We start from the raw sequence: 16,171 nt of genomic DNA, 5'->3' as shown, positions 1-16,171 counted from the left end.
GGTGGCGCGGGCGTGGGGAGGTCGCCCGGCGGGGACATGGGGAGCGGGAGGGGTGCGCGGGCCCGCGATGGCGGGTTGATGGGGTGCGGGCCCGCGCGGCCTGAGGGTTAGCCGGTGACGGCGACGTGGCCGGGTTTGGGCTGTGGCTTGGGCGCGGTTCGGTCACCCGGGTTGTCGCCCTGCTGGTGTCTTTCGCCCGGCTTGACCGGGTGGGACGTGCCGGGTGCGCTGGGCTTGTGCGTCGGGGCCGGGTGGGTGCCGGTGGGCGGGTTGCCCGTTGGCGGCGGTGTTCCGGCGCCGCAGCTGACCGTCGCCACCGTCACCGTGATCGCCGTTCCCGCGGTCGGCTTGTTCGGCGCGCCGGACTCGCTTGTGCGGGTGGGGGCGGTGCTGGTGGTGACGGTGATGACGCCGGCGGTGCGATGCCCGCCGGGTGACACTGTGAGGTTGCCGCCGCCGCCCTTGGGGGCGCTGGTGGTGACGGCCCCGTTGCGGCAGGTCGCGGTGAACGGCCCGACCGTGGTCCCGCCGACTCGCACCGAGGCGACTCGGGCTTCGGCGAATCCTGCTCCGGCCTGCAGGCTGATGCCGCTGGCCACCACGGCGCCGCTGGGACTGGACACCGAGCCGTCGGCGGACTTGATCGCGCCGCTACTGGACACGCTCGGCTGGGCGGGGAGGTGTTCGCCGCCGGAGACGGAGATCCCGGTCGCCGTCGACGTCGCCGCGGCGGCAACGAAGGCGGGTGGTGCGGCGGTCGCCGGGGTGCAACTGGAGGCGAGGGTGCCGACGAGGAGCGCGCCGGCTCCGGCGGCGGCAAGTGCGGTGCGATTGGTGTTCATGACGAATCTCCGAAAATGTTGGTGTGGTTGGGTTAGCGGATGAGGACCGGGGTGCCGATGGGCACCGGGGCGGCAGGGTTGGTGAAGGTGGCCAGGGCGTCGGCGGGGACGCGGATGCAGCCGTCGCTGGACGGGCGGCCGAACACGTCGGTGGTGGGCCAGCCGTGGATGCCGGTGGTGCCGGGACCGCCGCCGTAGGTGGAGAAGGTCGCCGAGTGGATCCCGAGAGGGAAGATCACCGGGCTGAACGTCTGCGTCGCGTCGGTCATCGAGGCCAGCACGAACGTCCGCCCCGCCGGGGTCGGCGCCGCCGCGGTGCCGACCCCGACGCTCCAGCTGCCGATCTGCTGGTGATCGCGGTAGAGCGTGAGCCGGAACGCGGCCCGGTCGATGACGATCCAGGTGGTCGTCGACCGGATCGTGAGCGTGTTGTCCTGGGTGGACAGCCAGCCAGTGGAGCCGTTGGGCCGCGACGGCAGCAGGACCTGCACCCAGCCCGGTTCGTCGGCGATCACCGGCACCCAGGTGTCGGACCCGAGCTGCGTGGTCGGCAGGACGGCGATGGCCGCCCCGCCGGGCTGGTCGAACACCGGCACCGGCTCGGTGGGGTGCACGAGCTGCCCGTCCGGGACCTCCTCGGCCGACGCGTCCGCCGGAGCGCCCGGCACCGTGCCGAAGGTGCTGGCCTCGGGCAGTCCGGCGAGGTTCGGGACCGGGCGGGCGGCGACGACCGGTGCGTGCAGTTCGACACCCAGCTCGACCGGATGGCCGAGGGGGCCGGGTCCGGGTGCCGGACGGGACGGGGCGAGCAGGGCGCCGGCGGTGGCGACCAGGGCGATGCCGGTCACCCAGGCTGCGAGGACGAGCCATCGGTTCGGTGCCGGCTGCGTGGCCTCGGACATGGCGTAGACCTTCCTGCGGTGGTGGAGGCCGCGGTGGGCCCGCCCGCCGTCGAGCGGGCCCACCACGAAAGAGGTTGCCGTTACTGGGAAAGTGCGGTGATGAAGCCGTCGGCGGGGGTGCCGAGCCCGGTGACGGGGTCCCAGCCGGTACCGCTTTGCAGGTTCTGCGGGCGGGCGTCGAAGTCGATCAGGTAGCTGCCCTGCCCGCCGGGGACGGCGACGCCGCCGAAGGCGTGCATCATCGGTGTCCAGACCCCGGCCTGCTGCGGCGTGACGTCGGCGATGGCGCTGGACCTGTGCAGGCTGTAGAGGATCGGGGTGAGCATCCCCGCGCGGGCGTTGCCGGTGCGGGCCTGCTGGGCGTCGGCGACGAGCCCGGCGATCAGCGGCGCGGCCAGCGAGGTGCCGCCGTAGGAGCCGATCCCGAACTGGCCCTTGATGGTCTGCCCGACCAGCATCCCGGTGTAGGAGTCGGCCAGCGCCGCGATGTCCGGGACCCCGCGATTCTCACCGCTGCCGGGGACGAAGCCCACCTGCCAGTTCGGCGCGTAGTAGAGCGCTGAGCTGCCGCCGCCGGCGCCGGAGGCAAACGGGCCGTCGGCATCCTGCTGCGGTGCCCAGCTGCTGCCGGACTGGGTGCTGCCGCTGTTCTCCCACCCGGTCAGCACCTTGGGCTGGTTGTTCTGGTCCAGCCCGACGCTCGTGCCGCCGACCGCTACGACCCACGGGCTCGAGGACGGGAAGCTGACGGTCGGGCGACCGACGGGACCGGAGTTGTTGCCGGCGTCGCCTGTGGACACCGTGACGGTCTGGCCCTGGATCGCCGCCTGCAGCGCCATCGCGTTGAACTGATCCCGCGCCGTCTGCGGCAAGCTGTTCTCGCCGTCGGCGTTGCCGTAGCTGTTGCTGATCACGTCCACGGCGTTGCCGGCGACGGCCTGGTTGAACGCGTCGTAGATCCCGGTGCCCTTACAGGTCTTCCCGGCGTAGTAGCGGATTTTCGCCGCCGGGGCGATGGTGTGCGAGGCCTGCACGTCCAAGGTCTGCTCGGCCGCCCAGCCCTCGGCGCCGCACTCGGTCGCGTCGGTGAACCCGCCCTCGGGCAGGACCGCACTGTACTGGCCCTCGGCCAGCGGCGGCACGCCGAGCTGGCCGGCAGCCTGGTTGGTGTCGGCGACGATGGTGTCGGAGTTGTAGGCGCCGACAACACCGATCGTCGTACCGGCACCGGTGTTTCCGTCGCTCAGCTTGTACATCGCACGGATCTGGGTGCCGGTGTAGCCGCACAGCGCGTTCGATTGGAACCCGGACGGGTATTTCTGCGGGACGTCGGTGTTGTTCTGCTCGCCCCACCAGCGGGCGCAGTGCTGCTCGGCTGCCGCCGCGTCCGTGCGGGTGTGCTGGGGTTTGAGCAGGATGGCGCTGTCGTCCAGGCCGAGCACGGCGGTGATCGAGGCGCGCAGCGAGGTCGGCACGGTCACCGGCGACGCCGGAGCGGTCAGGGTGCGGACCGCTCCGTCGATGCGGGTGCGGAACGCGGCGATCCGCGTCCCGAACGCGGACTCCAGCGCTGCGGTGGGGGCTTCGGCGTTGACGAAGTGCCTATTGGCGCTGACCCCGGTCACGTGCAGGCCCTGCGTGGCCAGCCACTGCGACACCTGATCGACGGTGTCCTGGGTGGCGGCGAATCGGTCGAGGAACTCCTTCGAGGACAGGAACTTGCCGTGTTCGGCGCTGCCCGGTGTGGCCAGCTGTGCGGCGAGGCGTTCGGCGTCGGCCTGGTCACGGAACGCGAGTGCGACCTTGATGTGCCGGACGGTGTTCCCGTTGGCGCGGGCGACTTCGGTGTGCGGGGTGGCCCAGGCGGGGGTGCTCCCGGCGATCGGAGTGCGGTCAGCGGTGTCGCCGGCGGGCGTACTGGGTGCCGCGACGGCGGTGGCCACAGTGGAGGCGAGTAGGGCCGCGGTCGCGGCGAGGGCATGCCAAAGACGGCTGTGCATCGAGGTTTCTCCTTGAATGAAAGGGAAAGCCATCCAGTGCGACGTCCGTCGGGTGACGGGCGTGCTGAAAGGCGGGCCTCGTGCCGCAGCCAGGGATACGCGAAAAGGGCTGAGCGGAGACTTCGGACGGATGGACCGGCCGTGCAGGCCTGGTCATCGTGCCGGTCGCTGCGCGACCGGCGAGGATCTAAGTCAGAGGTGGTCGCCGGACCGAGATCGCTACGGCGGTCCTCGAGCCGTTACGTGGAATACAGCAAATAGTGTGAGCACGGGTGCGTCCCAACGTGTCGGCTGACCGTGCCTGCACCACGCCTCCCCCGGCGTGAGCACGATCCGCCTTGCTGGAACGAACAATAACCAGATCTTGGCAAAAGTCAACAACCGTTGCGGATGTCCGATGGGTGCACGCGCTCGACGCCTAGCTTTCCCCGCCTGTTGTTGCCATGTGTGTCTTGCCGGGCGCTCTTCGTGAGTCGTGATGTGTGGCCTTTTTGGCCGATTGACCGAAGAACGGTACTGCTACTGACTGTAGTCATCTGGGAGCTGCATGGTTGTAGACGATTAACCCGATTGAGTGTTCCCCTGGTTAATGCTTGAGGATCACGGTGTTACCCGTGGTACGAAACATGGCGCGGAGCGCGGTACACCTGGGGTGAACGCAGCGCTCGGCTGGCGAGGGTGGGACGGGCGCAGATCGGCGCCTGTGACGAGTGCTGTAGGAGGGGCAATGTCGGAGTCGTGCACCGCGGCACAATGGACCAGAGTGATTAACGGTGTGACCCCTGGCGACATGGCGCGTAGACAATCGCCGAGTGTCGGTCCTCCGGGCGTGGCCTATCCGACGACACTCGCCGGTCAATCACACAAGGTGACCGAGGTCGAGAGCTATATCGACGACGGTGCCCGTCTGGTGACAGTGACCGGCAGCGGCGGAGTGGGAAAAACACGACTAGCCGCGGAAGTTTTCCGGCGGCGAGGCGATGCCTACGACGCGGCGGCCTTCGTTCGCCTCGCCGAAATGAGCGACGAGGCGGACAGCTACACGACCGTCGAGCGAATCTGCAAATTGCTACTCGCAGATTTACGCGTGGCCAATCACCAGCCTGACGCCGAACCACTGGACGTACTGATCGGGTTCCTGCGCGACCAACGCGTCCTGCTCGTACTCGACAACTGCGAACAACTGCTCGGGTGCGTCCAGGAACTCGTGGACCTGCTGATCAACCAGGCGCCGCAGCTGCAGATCGTCGCGACCAGCCGCGCCTGGCTGCAGATCCACGGCGCGCGCATCGTGCACCTCAATCCCCTCCGCGTCCCGGAGGAGGACGCCGCCCGCGTCGAGGCCGAGGAATGCGACGCCGTCCGGTTGCTGCAGGACCGCGCAGCCCTGGCCGGGCGGCCGCTGACCGCCGACGATGACTGGTCGGCCATCGTCCGACTCGTGCGCTGGTCCGACGGTATTCCGCTCATCCTGGAACTCGTTGCGGCCCAGCTGAGCACAGGTCGCTCGCCGGCCGTGCTGTTCGAACGGCTGGAAGGTGGGCTGTCGCTGCGATACGCCCTGGGCACCCGCGGAGTCCAAGCCCATCACCTGTCCCTGGATGTGGCGATCGGTGAGTCCTGGAAGCTGTGCAGCGATGTGCAGCAGCGGGTGTGGGCCCGGCTGACGGTGTTCACCGGCGGCTTCACTCTCGAGGCGGCAGAGCAAGTCTGCGCCGGCGAGTGCGTCGACCGTGCCGAGATCCTCGCGACGCTGGACTACCTGGTTACCCACTCGATCATCGACGGCGCGTCCGCGGACGGTCGCTACCGCCAGCAAAACTGCCTGCGTGAATACGGCCGACGACGCCTGCGGCACTTCGGCAACCAGGACGCAATCGAGGAACGCCACTGCGCGTGGACCGTGCAGCTGGTGCGCGACGCGGCCGAACGCCCGCATGACCCCCGCACGCGAACATTGCGGGATCCGGCGGGCGTATTCGGACGTCTGAGGTGTATTGCGTCCGTCAGTATGGCGGCAACGCTCTGACCTGCTGCGATGAAGATCCATCGCGTCAGCGTCGACTAGGGGGCCGGTGGGGACCGGCGGGATCGACACAACATCCAGGGGACAACGTTGAACAACACAGGATACGCAGACCAGGAGTTCATCCGGCGCTGCGAAACCCTCATCGCCACGCTGCCGATTCGGTACCCGTTCGAGCTACGCGCGTTTCTTAACGCCGTCGGAAAGCAACGGGGAATGACCGTGGTCCTGGGGAGGATGCCGAGCGGGCGCGGCGGGACCAGCGGGCTGCTGGTGCGCATGCGGACACAGTGCTGGCTCGGGGTTGCAGCCGCCGCCGTCCCGGCGCACGTGTTCCACATCGCCTTCCACGAGGTTGGGCACTGGCTCCTGGGCCACCCGGGCGACTACGTCTGCGGACGCCGCACGAGTGCCGACGACCGCCGGGAGATCGAAGCCGAGCAGTTCGCGGACCTGCTGCAGGCGCACGTGCGGGCCGGTACCGCGCGCCACCGCGATCGCCATCTCCCGCCAGGCCGCACGGCCCTGCGCGCGGCATTCGGAGCCCGTCGCCACCTGTGCGCCGATGCCTGACGCGGTCACCTGCCTCTGGTACGGCGCCGCAGCCGCAGGCGTGGCCGAATCGGCCCGGAAGGTGCTGGTCAACCGCGGCGTCGGCTACACCCTCAGCCGCCACCTCCTGACCGCCGGCATCGCGAGTATGGCCCTATCGATGGCGGCCGGTAGCCCGATGACCTTGGACTGGGCCGACCACCTGACCGGGCTGCACAACGTCGCGATCGTGGTCCACCACCTGCTAGGGATGCTGGCCATGGTCTTCACCGCCGCGTTTCTGCACACCCTCGGGCAGCTCCGGCTTCCCATGCCCGGCGTGGTCACGATCTTCCTGATCTGCGCCACGGCGATGGTCACCCTTTACGTACTGGCCGGCGCGCACACGTCCTGGTTCGCCTCGCCCAAGAACCCGGCACTGCCCTCCCAGCTCTACAGCGCGATCTACCTCGGTTACATGGTCGGCTGGCTGGCGCTACTGCTGCTGGGGCTGACCGTGGTGGCGATGGGTGAGGTGGCCGCGGTCCGCGGCGGCGTCGCCCTGGCCCAGCTGGGTATCGCGGTGTCGCTCGTCGGGCTGTGCTGGCGGTTCGGTGGCGCACTCCGGCTGCTGGCCGAGCCGGACCATCCGCCCCGGGGCAGCCACTTCGGGGTATTCACCGACGCAGCCGGGCTGCTGCTGTTCGTCCTGGGCTCGCTGTTCGCCGCCGCGACCCGCTCGGTGTTCGACCGACGTGATCGGCGCCGCACAGCACGCCAGGACGCTGCGATCGAGCGCCTGTGGCGGCGGGCGCGGATCCTGCTCGCCAGCCGCCGCCGGCCGCCACTGACCCAGGCTCGGCAGCTGGTCGAAATCGAGGACGCTCTACTCATCGTGGACCAGATGATCGGCTCGGCGACGCGCTGTGCGATTCGGCACGACCTGCGGGACCTCACGCTCGTCTATGGCATGGACATCGAACCGATGGCCATCGCCGTCGAGCTCGAGATCGCGATAGCCACACTCGTCGCGCAGTTGTCACACCCATCGGGGAAGCGCACCCGCGATGACACCGACGATGCTGAGGATGGCGAGGCGTGGTGGCCGGAAACCGAGCGCTTGCGCGTCGATGACGGCACACGACTGGTCTATCTGGCAGCTGTCGGCGAGGTACTGAGCGACCGTCGGGTACAACGGCTGGCGAAGAAGATGGGACCGACGCAGTTCGCCGCCGGCAGCCGGGCGTGATGACGGTCGGCCCGGCTGTCGGACCATCAGCCGGGCCGCCCGTGGCCGGTGTCGCGGGCGGTCTGGGCGATCCGTTCCAACACCTTCAGCAACTGCTGCTTGTCCGCTTCGTGGGCACCGTCCAGGTAGCTGGTGATCGTGCGGGCGTCGACGCCGACCCCGCCGAACTCGGTCATCAGCTCGTGGGCTCTGCGGTCGGTCACGTCGTAGGGCAGCGCGAACTCCGCGGCCGCAACGTGGGGGTCGAGCAAATCCTGGTGGATTCGCCAGAACGCGGCCAAGGCCCGGTTGATCGACGGGCGGGTATTCTCCCGGACCCCGCCCTTGAAGTTGTGAAGGGCCTGCTTGGTCAGGGGGACCCCGCTGCGGGCCTGAACCCATCGCGCCACCAGCGGCACCCGCGCAACGAAACTTCGGAACCCGGACGTCTCGTCGGCGGCCAAGCGGGCGATCTCGTCGGGATCGACGACGGCCTCGCCCTCGAGCACGTAGTAGGTCGACTCGTGATCGAATAGGTACGTCAACCGCTCGGCGAAGGTGTCCAGGTTGAGTAGTTCGAGGGTGAGCTGCTGCTGCTCGGCGTAGGAGCGATGCGGGATCGGCGAAGTCAGGTACTCGGGCGCAGTCGATTCCCAGCTGTCGAAAACCGGCTCATCCTCATACCGTCGGCCCACGCCGCACACCCACCCAGTTTCGTCACTCTCGGCGCTGACTTCGTCGTGATGGCTCGTGTTTGACACATCGCAAGTTACGTCTACCATCGAATGCAAAGAGCCACACTCGTTGCGAGTATCTTCGGTTTACCGAGAGAAAGCAACCCACGCCACCCCGTACAGGGGGTTGGAGCACGGTCCCGCTGTGACCGCCGCACCCTTCACCGGCGCACCACCACCGCTGAGGGGAGGCCCGTCATGGCCACGTCCGAGCTACCTGCGGATATCGGCTACCACGTGGACTCGCCAGCTACAGAGCGACACCAGCCCGTCCCCGCGGAGGGAGCGGTGGAGCTGATCGACTGGTCACCGTTTGGCCGAGTTGTGGCGATCCTGGCCGCCTCCTCGGGAGCCGGTGCGACGAGCACCGCCGTCGCGATCGCCGACGCCCTCCAGCTGGCGGGCCGATCGGTGCTGCTCGTCGATGCCGGCGATCCGGTCCGATCCGGACTCGGGCGTGCCGCGCGGGCCGACGGGCCACGGCGGGACGGACCCGGCCCCGCGGCCGGGATTCGTTTCTCCCGGCGCGCCCGCGCGATACTTGCCCGCCTCGACGTGGCAGAGTGCGCCGCCGAGCCGGTGATGTTTCCGCCGCCGCCGTACTGGCACCCAGGCGGCGCCCGCGGTGTCGACGTGACCGTGGTCGACATCGGCCACGACCCCTGGCGGCTGGCAACTGACCCCACGCTCGGGCCAGGGCAATGGCTGCGCGTCGGCAGCCCCTCACCGATACCCGCTCTGGTGGTCCGGCCCACGGTTCCCGCGCTCGCACATGCCGAACAGGTCCTGGCCCGCCTGGAGCCGTGGGTGCGGACCGCGGCGGTGACCCCACCCACGCAACTGCTCGTCGTGGGTGCCCGCCGATGGCCGAAAGGCGTGGCCGGTACCGCGGGCCGCCGCACCAGCGTCCTGCTACCCGACGCTGTCTTCTTCCCGCCCGAGCGTGACGTCGCCAACCACGGCATCACGGCCGACGTGACACCTGCTGCGCTTCGCTCACCCGCCGAACAGCTGCTCCGTTCCTGGCACATGCTGCAGCCGCCGACACGCCGCCTGGCGCTGCGGTGGCCGCGGATCGTCCGCGGTCGCGTCTCCGACCCCGACACCGGCTGAGCCCACCCGCCGTTCGGCCGAGAACACCTTCAACGCCCTCCCACCTGACCCGCCTGACGTGACGTCGGGCGGTGCGATGTGGAGGGCGCGATGTCCGCGCACATTGTCATCGACTGGCTCGTCCAGATCCCGAATCCGACACCCGTGCAGCCCGAGGTCGGTGGCGACAAGATCCTGGGGCTGCTCAACAACGTCAAGTGGGGCGCGGGAGTCGCGCTCGTCGCCGGGTTCTTCATCGGCCTGATCGTCTGGGTCGGCGGCCGTTGGGTCGATCACCACCGCGCCGGGAAAGTCGGCGTCGTCATGATGCTCTGCGCCATCGCCGGCGCGATCCTCTACGGCATCGGCTGGTCGCTCATCAATTCTTTCGCGGGCGGCTGAGCCATGTTCACCACCACGCCATCCCCACGCGCCCGCACTCGTGCCCGCCGCTGGATCACCGTCACCGCCGTGCTCGTGGCGGCCATCGCGGTCGTAGTCATTGCTCGGCACGCAACGGCACCGCCTGCGCCGCCGACAACAACGCCCCCGCCCGGCGCCGCGCCCACGGCCACACCCACGGCACCGGTCGACGAGGCGACCGCGCTGGCCAGCCGTCCTATGCTGACCCTGCCACCCGAGGCGGCCCTGCCGCACGAGCTCACCACCGCAACGACCGGCCCGCCGATCACCGTTCCGCGACCGGCGCCGATCGCGAACCGCGTGATCTCCGACGGGTTCCCGGCCACCGCGGAAGGCGCGCTCGGCTGGCTGACCGATTTCAACGAGACCGCACTGCGCGGCGGCGACCCAGCCACCTACGTGCGCGCCTACAGCGAGTCCGCGCTCCCACACGCACCCGCCCCCCAAGGCAGTGGCCCGCTCGCGCTGCTGACCTCGTTCCGCGACCGCGCCGACATACGCCCTGGCGAGCTCAAACCCGGCTTGACCGTGACCTACGAGGTCACCCAGGGTCTGATCAAGGGCACCGCCGACGGCGGCCGGTTCGCGGTGGTGTGCACGCTCGGGCAGCTGAGCTTCGACTACCAGGGCCAGGCCACGAGCATGGGCATCGGCGACTGCCAGGCCCTGCGCTGGACCGGCACCGCCTGGCGCATCGCCCCGGGCACCCGCGCGGCCTACGCGACCTGCGCGTGGCCGGGCAGCGCCGAATCGGTCACCGCCGGCTACCGGCCCCTGCACCGGGACGGCGTCCGATGACGTCCCTGGAATTGCTGGAAAAGCTGGGCGGGCTGGCCGGCCTCGGGATCAGGGCGACCGCCAGCGGGGTCCTGGAGCCGCTCATGGCGGCCACCTGGGCCGCGGCCTTGTTCATCCTGCGCACCGCGTTTCAGCTCGTAGACCAATTCTCCATCTTCACTGTGTCCACAACAGACGGACCCGTCTCGATCTTGTGGCCGATGACGCTGTGGATCTCCGGGGCCATCGCGCTGGGCATGTTCTTTTGGCAGATCATCACCACGGTCCTGCACGGCGGCCGCGGCTTCCTCCGCCTGATCACCGGCCCCATCCAGTACGGGATCGCCCTCGCCATCACCGTGAGCGTGGTCGCGGCGCTCCTCGCCGCCGCAGACGGCCTGACCGAAGCGATCCTGTCCACCGGGCTGCGCGTGGGGAACTTCCGCGACGCGTTGAACATGACCGGATTCACCGACGCCCTCTCGGACGAGGTCAAGAACGTCGTGCTTGGTCTCGCCGGTGCTTTCGGGGTGATCCCCGCGGGCTTGGGGTTCGCGTTCGAGGCGGTGTTCCGCGAGGCCGCGATCTACCTACTGGTCGCCACGATCCCCATCGCCGCGGCCGGACTCGTGGCCGATGCGACCGCGCGGTGGTACTGGAAAGTCGTCCGCTGGGGCCTGGTCGCCATCGTGATGAAACCCGCCCTGGCGTTCGTCGTGGTGCTGGCTGTCGCGATCGTCGGCGGCGCGCAGGGCCTGTCCGGGCTGCTGGCCGGCATCGGGGTGCTGTTCGTCGCACTGTGCGTGCCGCTGGTGCTGTTCAAACTCTTCGCCTTCATCGATCCCAACGCCGACCCGCAAGGGGTGTTCCGCGACAAGCTCTCCGATGCCGGTCTGGACTCCTACGGCGCCAACAGCATCGCCGGACGCATAGCCGGAGCGTTCGGGAACAAGGCCCGTCAAGAGCTGAGCGGCAACGGAACCAGCGGCGATGGGGAAGACGGGGGCGACGGCCAAGAACAGGCGAACGTCGAGCGCTTCGACCAGGCCGCCGCCGAAGACGACACGGCCATCGGGCCGCCCGACGCGACCGACGACGAGCACGCATCCGGCACGGCGGACGCGACCGGCGCAGTTCCAGGCGGCGACGCATCCGCGGCCGAGAAGTCCGGCGGTGTCGAAGAATCGAAGGCCGACTCGGCTGCTGAGACGATAGCTCCGCCTGTTGCCGAGGCCGGGGACGCGAGCGTGACCGGGCCTGTTGACGACAGCGAAGACGATGGGAAGTCGCCACCACCGGACCCGCCCGGCGACACGGGCCCACCCACACCGCCGGCCCCCAAACCTCCGGGCGGTCCGCCGCCGGATGACGGCGGCGGTGCCGCGGCCGGTGAAGCCGAGGACGCGGCGGTGCTGCTGTGATCGCGGCGATACGAATCTACAAAGGACTGTCCCGCAAGGAACGCGCGGGCTGGATCATCGGCCTGACGCCCGTACAGGCGTTCGTGTGCGTGGGGCTGGCCGTGCCGGTGATTCTCGCGCTGGCGGCCGGCCGCTTCGGGCAGGCTCTCGCGCTGGGCGGGCTCTGCGGCACGGCGGCGGCGCTGGTGGTGGTCCCGGTGCGCGGCCGTCCGGCGCTACGGTGGCTGGGGCATCTGTTGCTCTACCGCGCCGGGACCGCGCTGGGCTGGTCGCGGTGGCAGTCGCGCGCGGTCGCCGGGCAGGCCGAGGATCTCGATGAGCCGGATCTACCCGGGGTGCTGGCCCGGCTGCGGTTCCCCGACGGGCCGCCTCTACGAGACGTCGGCCGCGTTTGCTTGATCCACGACACCGCCGACGGACGGTGGGGCGCCACCGCCCGCCTGACCCACGCCGGGGTCGGGATGCTCTCGGACGCCCAGTGCGAGCGGCTGGCCAACCGGCTCGGCAACCTGCTGCTGTCGATCGGGCACCTCGAGGTCATCGACCGGATGAGCCTGCTGGTGCGCACCGTTCCCGACGACGGCGCCGACTACCACGCCTGGCGCGCCGAACACGACGTCCCCGGCGCCCCCGCGCTCGCGCACCAGGCGGCCGCGGAGCTGGATCGGCTGGTCGGAGCGGTGTCGGTCCGGCACGAAGTGTTCGTCACGCTCTCCGGCACCGAAGACGCCCTCCGCCGCCCCGCTGCCGCCGCTGGCGGCGGGGTCGCCGGCCGGGCCGCCGTGCTCTACCGCGTGCTGGACGGGCTCGAGGACAAGCTCAAGTCTCTCGGCGCCACCGGCGTCCAGTGGCTCTCGGGCCCGGAGCTGGCGGTGGCGATCCGCACCGGGTTCAACCCAGCCAGCTCCGCCGGTCTCGCCGCGCGTCGCCACCAGGCCGGCGGCGACGCCGGCGTGCGCTGGGCGACGGCGGGTCCCGTGCACGCTCCGGCGCCGTCGGCGCGGGCCTACTACCACGACGGTTTCGCGACCGTGTCTTTCTCGGTGTTGATGCCGGAGGCCGGGACGGTGTTCGGGTCGCTGGGCGGGCTGCTGGCGGTCAAGACCGCCGGCGAGCGACGCAGCCTGGCCATCCACTACGAGACCTTGTCCCAGCACCGGTCCCGCAAGGCTGTGCGCCGGCTGCGGTTCCGCACCGGTGTGGTGCGGGACTGGAAGTCGGCGAAGGGCTTCAATTCCGGTGCAGCCGAAGCCCGCGAGGCAGGCGGGGCGCGTGCGCAGGAGCACGCGGTCGCGGCCGGGCACGGGATCATCCGCTTCGCCGTCGCCGCCGCGGTCACGATCCCCGAGACCTGGAACGTCGAGGACCACGCCGCCCGGTTGGAGAACGACATCGCTGGCCGCTTCCAGCTCCTGCGGATGGAACTGGCCCAGGATGCGGGGTTCGTCGCCGCCGTCCTGCCGGTCGGTGTGGGGTTGCCTCGGCTGCGGGGCGGTGTGCCGTGAGCGGCCGCGACGACGAACGGACCGCCGCGGAACTGCTCGCCACCTTCGGGCCTGCCCTCAGCACGCGGTCACCCGGACGTCGGCGTCCGGACGATCGGGGTGCGCGAGTGAACCGGCGAGCGGCACCGCGGCGAGGCTTCGCCCGCCCGGGGTACGGCTGGTCGCCCGTGGCAGCGCCGCTGCAGATCTATCAGGCCGGAACCCACGAGATCGGCGGCCTGTTCCCGCTGCTGGCAGCGAGTCCGCTGCCGGCGGTCGGTGCGCGGATCGGCTACGACGTCCACTCCGGCGGCGCGTTCTACCTGCATCCGGTCGAGTTCGTCCTGCGCTCGATCTGCACCAACCCGAACATGGTCCTGTTCGGCGAACCCGGCCGCGGCAAGAGCAGTACGGTGGTGGCGTTTCTGCTGCGGATGATGCTCACCGGCGTCCGCACCCTGATCTCCGGCGACGTCAAAGGCGAATACACCCCGCTGCTGAACGCGCTCGGTGTCACGCCGATCATGCTCGGCCGCGGCAGCAGCGCCCGCCTCAACGCCCTCGACCTCGGCCCCCTGGCCGCCCGCTGGGACGGCTGGTCAGCTGACCGGCAACGCGACGAAGTCGACGGGGTCCTGGGCCGGTGGGTGCAGCTGCTGGTCGCGTTGGGCGAAGCCCAGGGCTATCGGCCCACCGTCACCGACGAGGCCGCCCTCTCGGCGGTGCTGCGGCAGCTGCTCGGCGTCACCGACGGCTACTCCAGCCTGACGCCGATCACCATCCCCGACGTTCACCGGGCGCTGTCGGACCCGGATGAGCAGCTCTGGCAGGAGCTGCGCTTCGCCGGCCGCCGCCAATTCCTGGACCACCTCCGGTCGATCACCGATGCGCTGGCCAACCTGATCAGCGGACCGCTGGCCGGCCTGTTCGACGCAGCCACGAATTTCACCGTCGACTGGGACGCCCCGATCCAAAGCCTGGATCTCTCGCGGTTACGCACCCGCGGCGATCAGGCGGTCGCCGTCGCGTTGACCTGCCTGGGCTCATGGTCGTCGCTGGCCACGGATCTGCAGGAGGACGGAGAGCTGCGGATCGTCGTCCGCGACGAGATCTGGCGGCAACTGCGGCTCGGGCTGCGCGCGGTCCAGGCCGTCGACAGTGAACTACGGCTGTCCCGCGCGGAACGCAAGATCCAGGTGCTGGTCAGCCACAAGCCCGGCGACTTCCTCTCCGTCGGCGCCACCGGCTCTCAAGAGGTCGCCATCGCCCGCGATCTGCTCGCCCTGTGCTCAATCCGCGTCCTGCTTGGACAGTCGACCCGGGTGGCGAGCGAACTGGCCGATGTCCTCGCCTTATCGGGAAAAGAACAGGAAGCCACGACCGGATGGGCCAACGACCGCCAGGGCCGGGCGCTGTGGAAGATCGAGAACCGGACCGGGCTCAAGGTGCAGACCGTGCTCAGCCGGATTGAGCGGCAGATCTTCGACACCAACAGTCAACTCGTCCGGAAGCCGAATCCGCTGACGCACGAAGGCCCCTCGGCGGTGTCGTCGTGAGCCGCACCGGAGTTCTTGCTGGCGTAGCCGGTGCACTGGTCGGGTTGGTGATGCTGCCGATCCTCGCCCTGGCCCTCGTCGTCGTGCCGGCCGCGACCGCGACGGTCGTCCAGCTGAGCGGCTGTGAGCAGGGCGGCCCGGGCGGCGGATCGATCATGGTGGACCGGCAGCAGCTGGGCGCCGACGAGATGGACATCGCCCGCACCATCGTCGACGTCGTTCAGCAGCGGCGGCTGCCGCGGCGGGCCGCGGTCCTCGCGATCGCCACTGCGATGGTCGAGTCCGGGCTGCGCAATCTCGACTACGGCGATCGCGACTCGATCGGGGTGTTCCAGCAGCGCCCGAGCCAAGGCTGGGGCACCCGCGAGCAGATCCTCAACCCCGTCTACGCCACCGGAAGATTCCTGGACGCCCTCATCGCGGTGTCCGGCTGGGACACCATGGCCCCGGGAAGGGCGGAGCAGGCGGTGCAGCGCAGCGGTTTCCCAGACCGCTACGCCCCGCGCGAGCCCGCTGCCGCAGCGATCGTGGATCGCTTCTGGACCGGCCCCGACAACCCCACCCCACCCCCACCGCCCGGAGGCAGCACGGAAGCGGTGCAGGCGAAGACGCTGTGCCCAGACCAGGGCGGATCCGACGTCCCCCGCGACCCCGACCAGATCGATCCGACGAAGGTACCGCCGGGGTTCACGCTGCCGACCGATGTCCGCCAGCGTGCCGCGGTCGGGTTCGCCCTGGGCCAGCTCGGCAAACCGTACGTGTGGGGCGCGAAAGGCCCGGACGCCTACGACTGCTCGGGGTTGATGCTCGCCTCCTGGGCCGCCGCTGGAATCGGCATCCCGGCGGGGACGGTCAGTCAGGTCCATGCCGGGCACGCCGTCTCCTCGATCGAGCAGGTCGAGCCTGGGGATCTGCTGTTGATCCCCGGGGCGTTCGGCAGCGCGCAGGTGCCGCGGCATGTCGGGATGTACGCCGGGCACGGGCTGATCGTCGACGCCTACGACACCGACACCGGCGTCATCCTCGAACCGCTCTCGGCCTGGACTTCGAAGATCGTCGCGATCCGCCGGATCGCCGACTCCCCTTTGCCCTCCCCGCCACAGGGAGGGAGCCCACTCCGATGAACGTCGCCGTGGTGCCGCTCTCCCGCTGTCC

General features: G+C 70.1%; 14 protein-coding genes. 10 read left to right on the top strand and 4 right to left on the bottom strand.

Going from position 1 to position 16,171, the window contains the following annotated elements:
* Positions 1 to 107 precede the first annotated feature (107 nt).
* The 3 genes from AB0M82_RS01730 to AB0M82_RS01720 form a co-directional block, all read right to left on the bottom strand.
* On the bottom strand, positions 108 to 842 hold the full coding sequence (locus AB0M82_RS01730; protein WP_364716547.1) for a hypothetical protein: 735 nt from the start codon (positions 840 to 842) through the stop codon (positions 108 to 110).
* Positions 843 to 874: 32 nt separating this feature from the next.
* The gene (locus AB0M82_RS01725; protein ID WP_364716544.1) at positions 875 to 1,744 is read right to left on the bottom strand and encodes a L,D-transpeptidase; all 870 of its coding nucleotides are present in this window, start codon (positions 1,742 to 1,744) and stop codon (positions 875 to 877) included.
* Between the two features lie 80 nt (positions 1,745 to 1,824).
* The gene (locus AB0M82_RS01720; protein WP_364716541.1) at positions 1,825 to 3,744 is read right to left on the bottom strand and encodes a S53 family peptidase; all 1,920 of its coding nucleotides are present in this window, start codon (positions 3,742 to 3,744) and stop codon (positions 1,825 to 1,827) included.
* An 868-nt stretch (positions 3,745 to 4,612) separates the two neighbouring features.
* On the opposite strand from AB0M82_RS01720, the gene AB0M82_RS01715 reads away from it, so the two are divergent.
* The 3 genes from AB0M82_RS01715 (at position 4,613) to AB0M82_RS01705 (ending at position 7,550) form a co-directional block, all read left to right on the top strand.
* Positions 4,613 to 5,773, top strand: coding sequence for an NB-ARC domain-containing protein (locus tag AB0M82_RS01715; RefSeq protein WP_364716538.1), 1,161 nt, complete (start codon positions 4,613 to 4,615; stop codon positions 5,771 to 5,773).
* A gap of 213 nt (positions 5,774 to 5,986) precedes the next feature.
* Positions 5,987 to 6,343 carry a hypothetical protein gene (locus AB0M82_RS01710; RefSeq protein ID WP_364716535.1) on the top strand — a complete coding sequence of 119 codons (357 nt, stop codon included), beginning with the start codon at positions 5,987 to 5,989 and terminating at the stop codon, positions 6,341 to 6,343.
* Positions 6,336 to 7,550 carry a hypothetical protein gene (locus AB0M82_RS01705; protein WP_364716532.1) on the top strand — a complete coding sequence of 405 codons (1,215 nt, stop codon included), beginning with the start codon at positions 6,336 to 6,338 and terminating at the stop codon, positions 7,548 to 7,550. Before AB0M82_RS01710 ends, AB0M82_RS01705 begins: the two co-directional genes overlap by 8 nt.
* Before the next feature lie 26 nt (positions 7,551 to 7,576).
* On the opposite strand, the gene AB0M82_RS01700 is transcribed toward AB0M82_RS01705, so the two are convergent.
* Positions 7,577 to 8,233 (bottom strand): hypothetical protein, encoded by a 657-nt coding sequence (locus tag AB0M82_RS01700; protein ID WP_364716529.1) that lies wholly within the window; start codon positions 8,231 to 8,233, stop codon positions 7,577 to 7,579.
* 318 nt (positions 8,234 to 8,551) lie between these two features.
* Between AB0M82_RS01700 and AB0M82_RS01695 the strand changes: the two genes are divergently transcribed.
* From AB0M82_RS01695 to AB0M82_RS01665, 7 genes are all read left to right on the top strand, one after another.
* Positions 8,552 to 9,376: a hypothetical protein gene (locus AB0M82_RS01695; protein WP_364716527.1), complete on the top strand. Its 825-nt coding sequence runs from the start codon at positions 8,552 to 8,554 to the stop codon at positions 9,374 to 9,376.
* A gap of 90 nt (positions 9,377 to 9,466) precedes the next feature.
* The gene (locus AB0M82_RS01690; protein WP_364716524.1) at positions 9,467 to 9,757 is read left to right on the top strand and encodes a hypothetical protein; all 291 of its coding nucleotides are present in this window, start codon (positions 9,467 to 9,469) and stop codon (positions 9,755 to 9,757) included.
* A gap of 3 nt (positions 9,758 to 9,760) precedes the next feature.
* Positions 9,761 to 10,576 (top strand): hypothetical protein, encoded by an 816-nt coding sequence (locus AB0M82_RS01685; protein ID WP_364716521.1) that lies wholly within the window; start codon positions 9,761 to 9,763, stop codon positions 10,574 to 10,576.
* Positions 10,573 to 11,976: a hypothetical protein gene (locus tag AB0M82_RS01680; RefSeq protein WP_364716518.1), complete on the top strand. Its 1,404-nt coding sequence runs from the start codon at positions 10,573 to 10,575 to the stop codon at positions 11,974 to 11,976. The genes AB0M82_RS01685 and AB0M82_RS01680 overlap by 4 nt, the downstream gene beginning before the upstream one ends.
* A complete protein-coding gene (locus AB0M82_RS01675; protein ID WP_364716515.1) occupies positions 11,973 to 13,481 on the top strand; it encodes an SCO6880 family protein in 1,509 nt (502 codons plus the stop codon). The genes AB0M82_RS01680 and AB0M82_RS01675 overlap by 4 nt, the downstream gene beginning before the upstream one ends.
* Positions 13,482 to 13,648: 167 nt before the next feature.
* Positions 13,649 to 15,016, top strand: coding sequence for an ATP-binding protein (locus tag AB0M82_RS01670; protein WP_364716513.1), 1,368 nt, complete (start codon positions 13,649 to 13,651; stop codon positions 15,014 to 15,016).
* Between the two features lie 50 nt (positions 15,017 to 15,066).
* Positions 15,067 to 16,140: a C40 family peptidase gene (locus tag AB0M82_RS01665; protein WP_364716713.1), complete on the top strand. Its 1,074-nt coding sequence runs from the start codon at positions 15,067 to 15,069 to the stop codon at positions 16,138 to 16,140.
* Positions 16,141 to 16,171: the final 31 nt, after the last annotated feature.

This window comes from Amycolatopsis sp. NPDC051128 (assembly GCF_040682715.1).
Classification (GTDB): domain Bacteria; phylum Actinomycetota; class Actinomycetes; order Mycobacteriales; family Pseudonocardiaceae; genus Amycolatopsis.
This window is presented reverse-complemented; position numbering and strand designations above follow the sequence as displayed.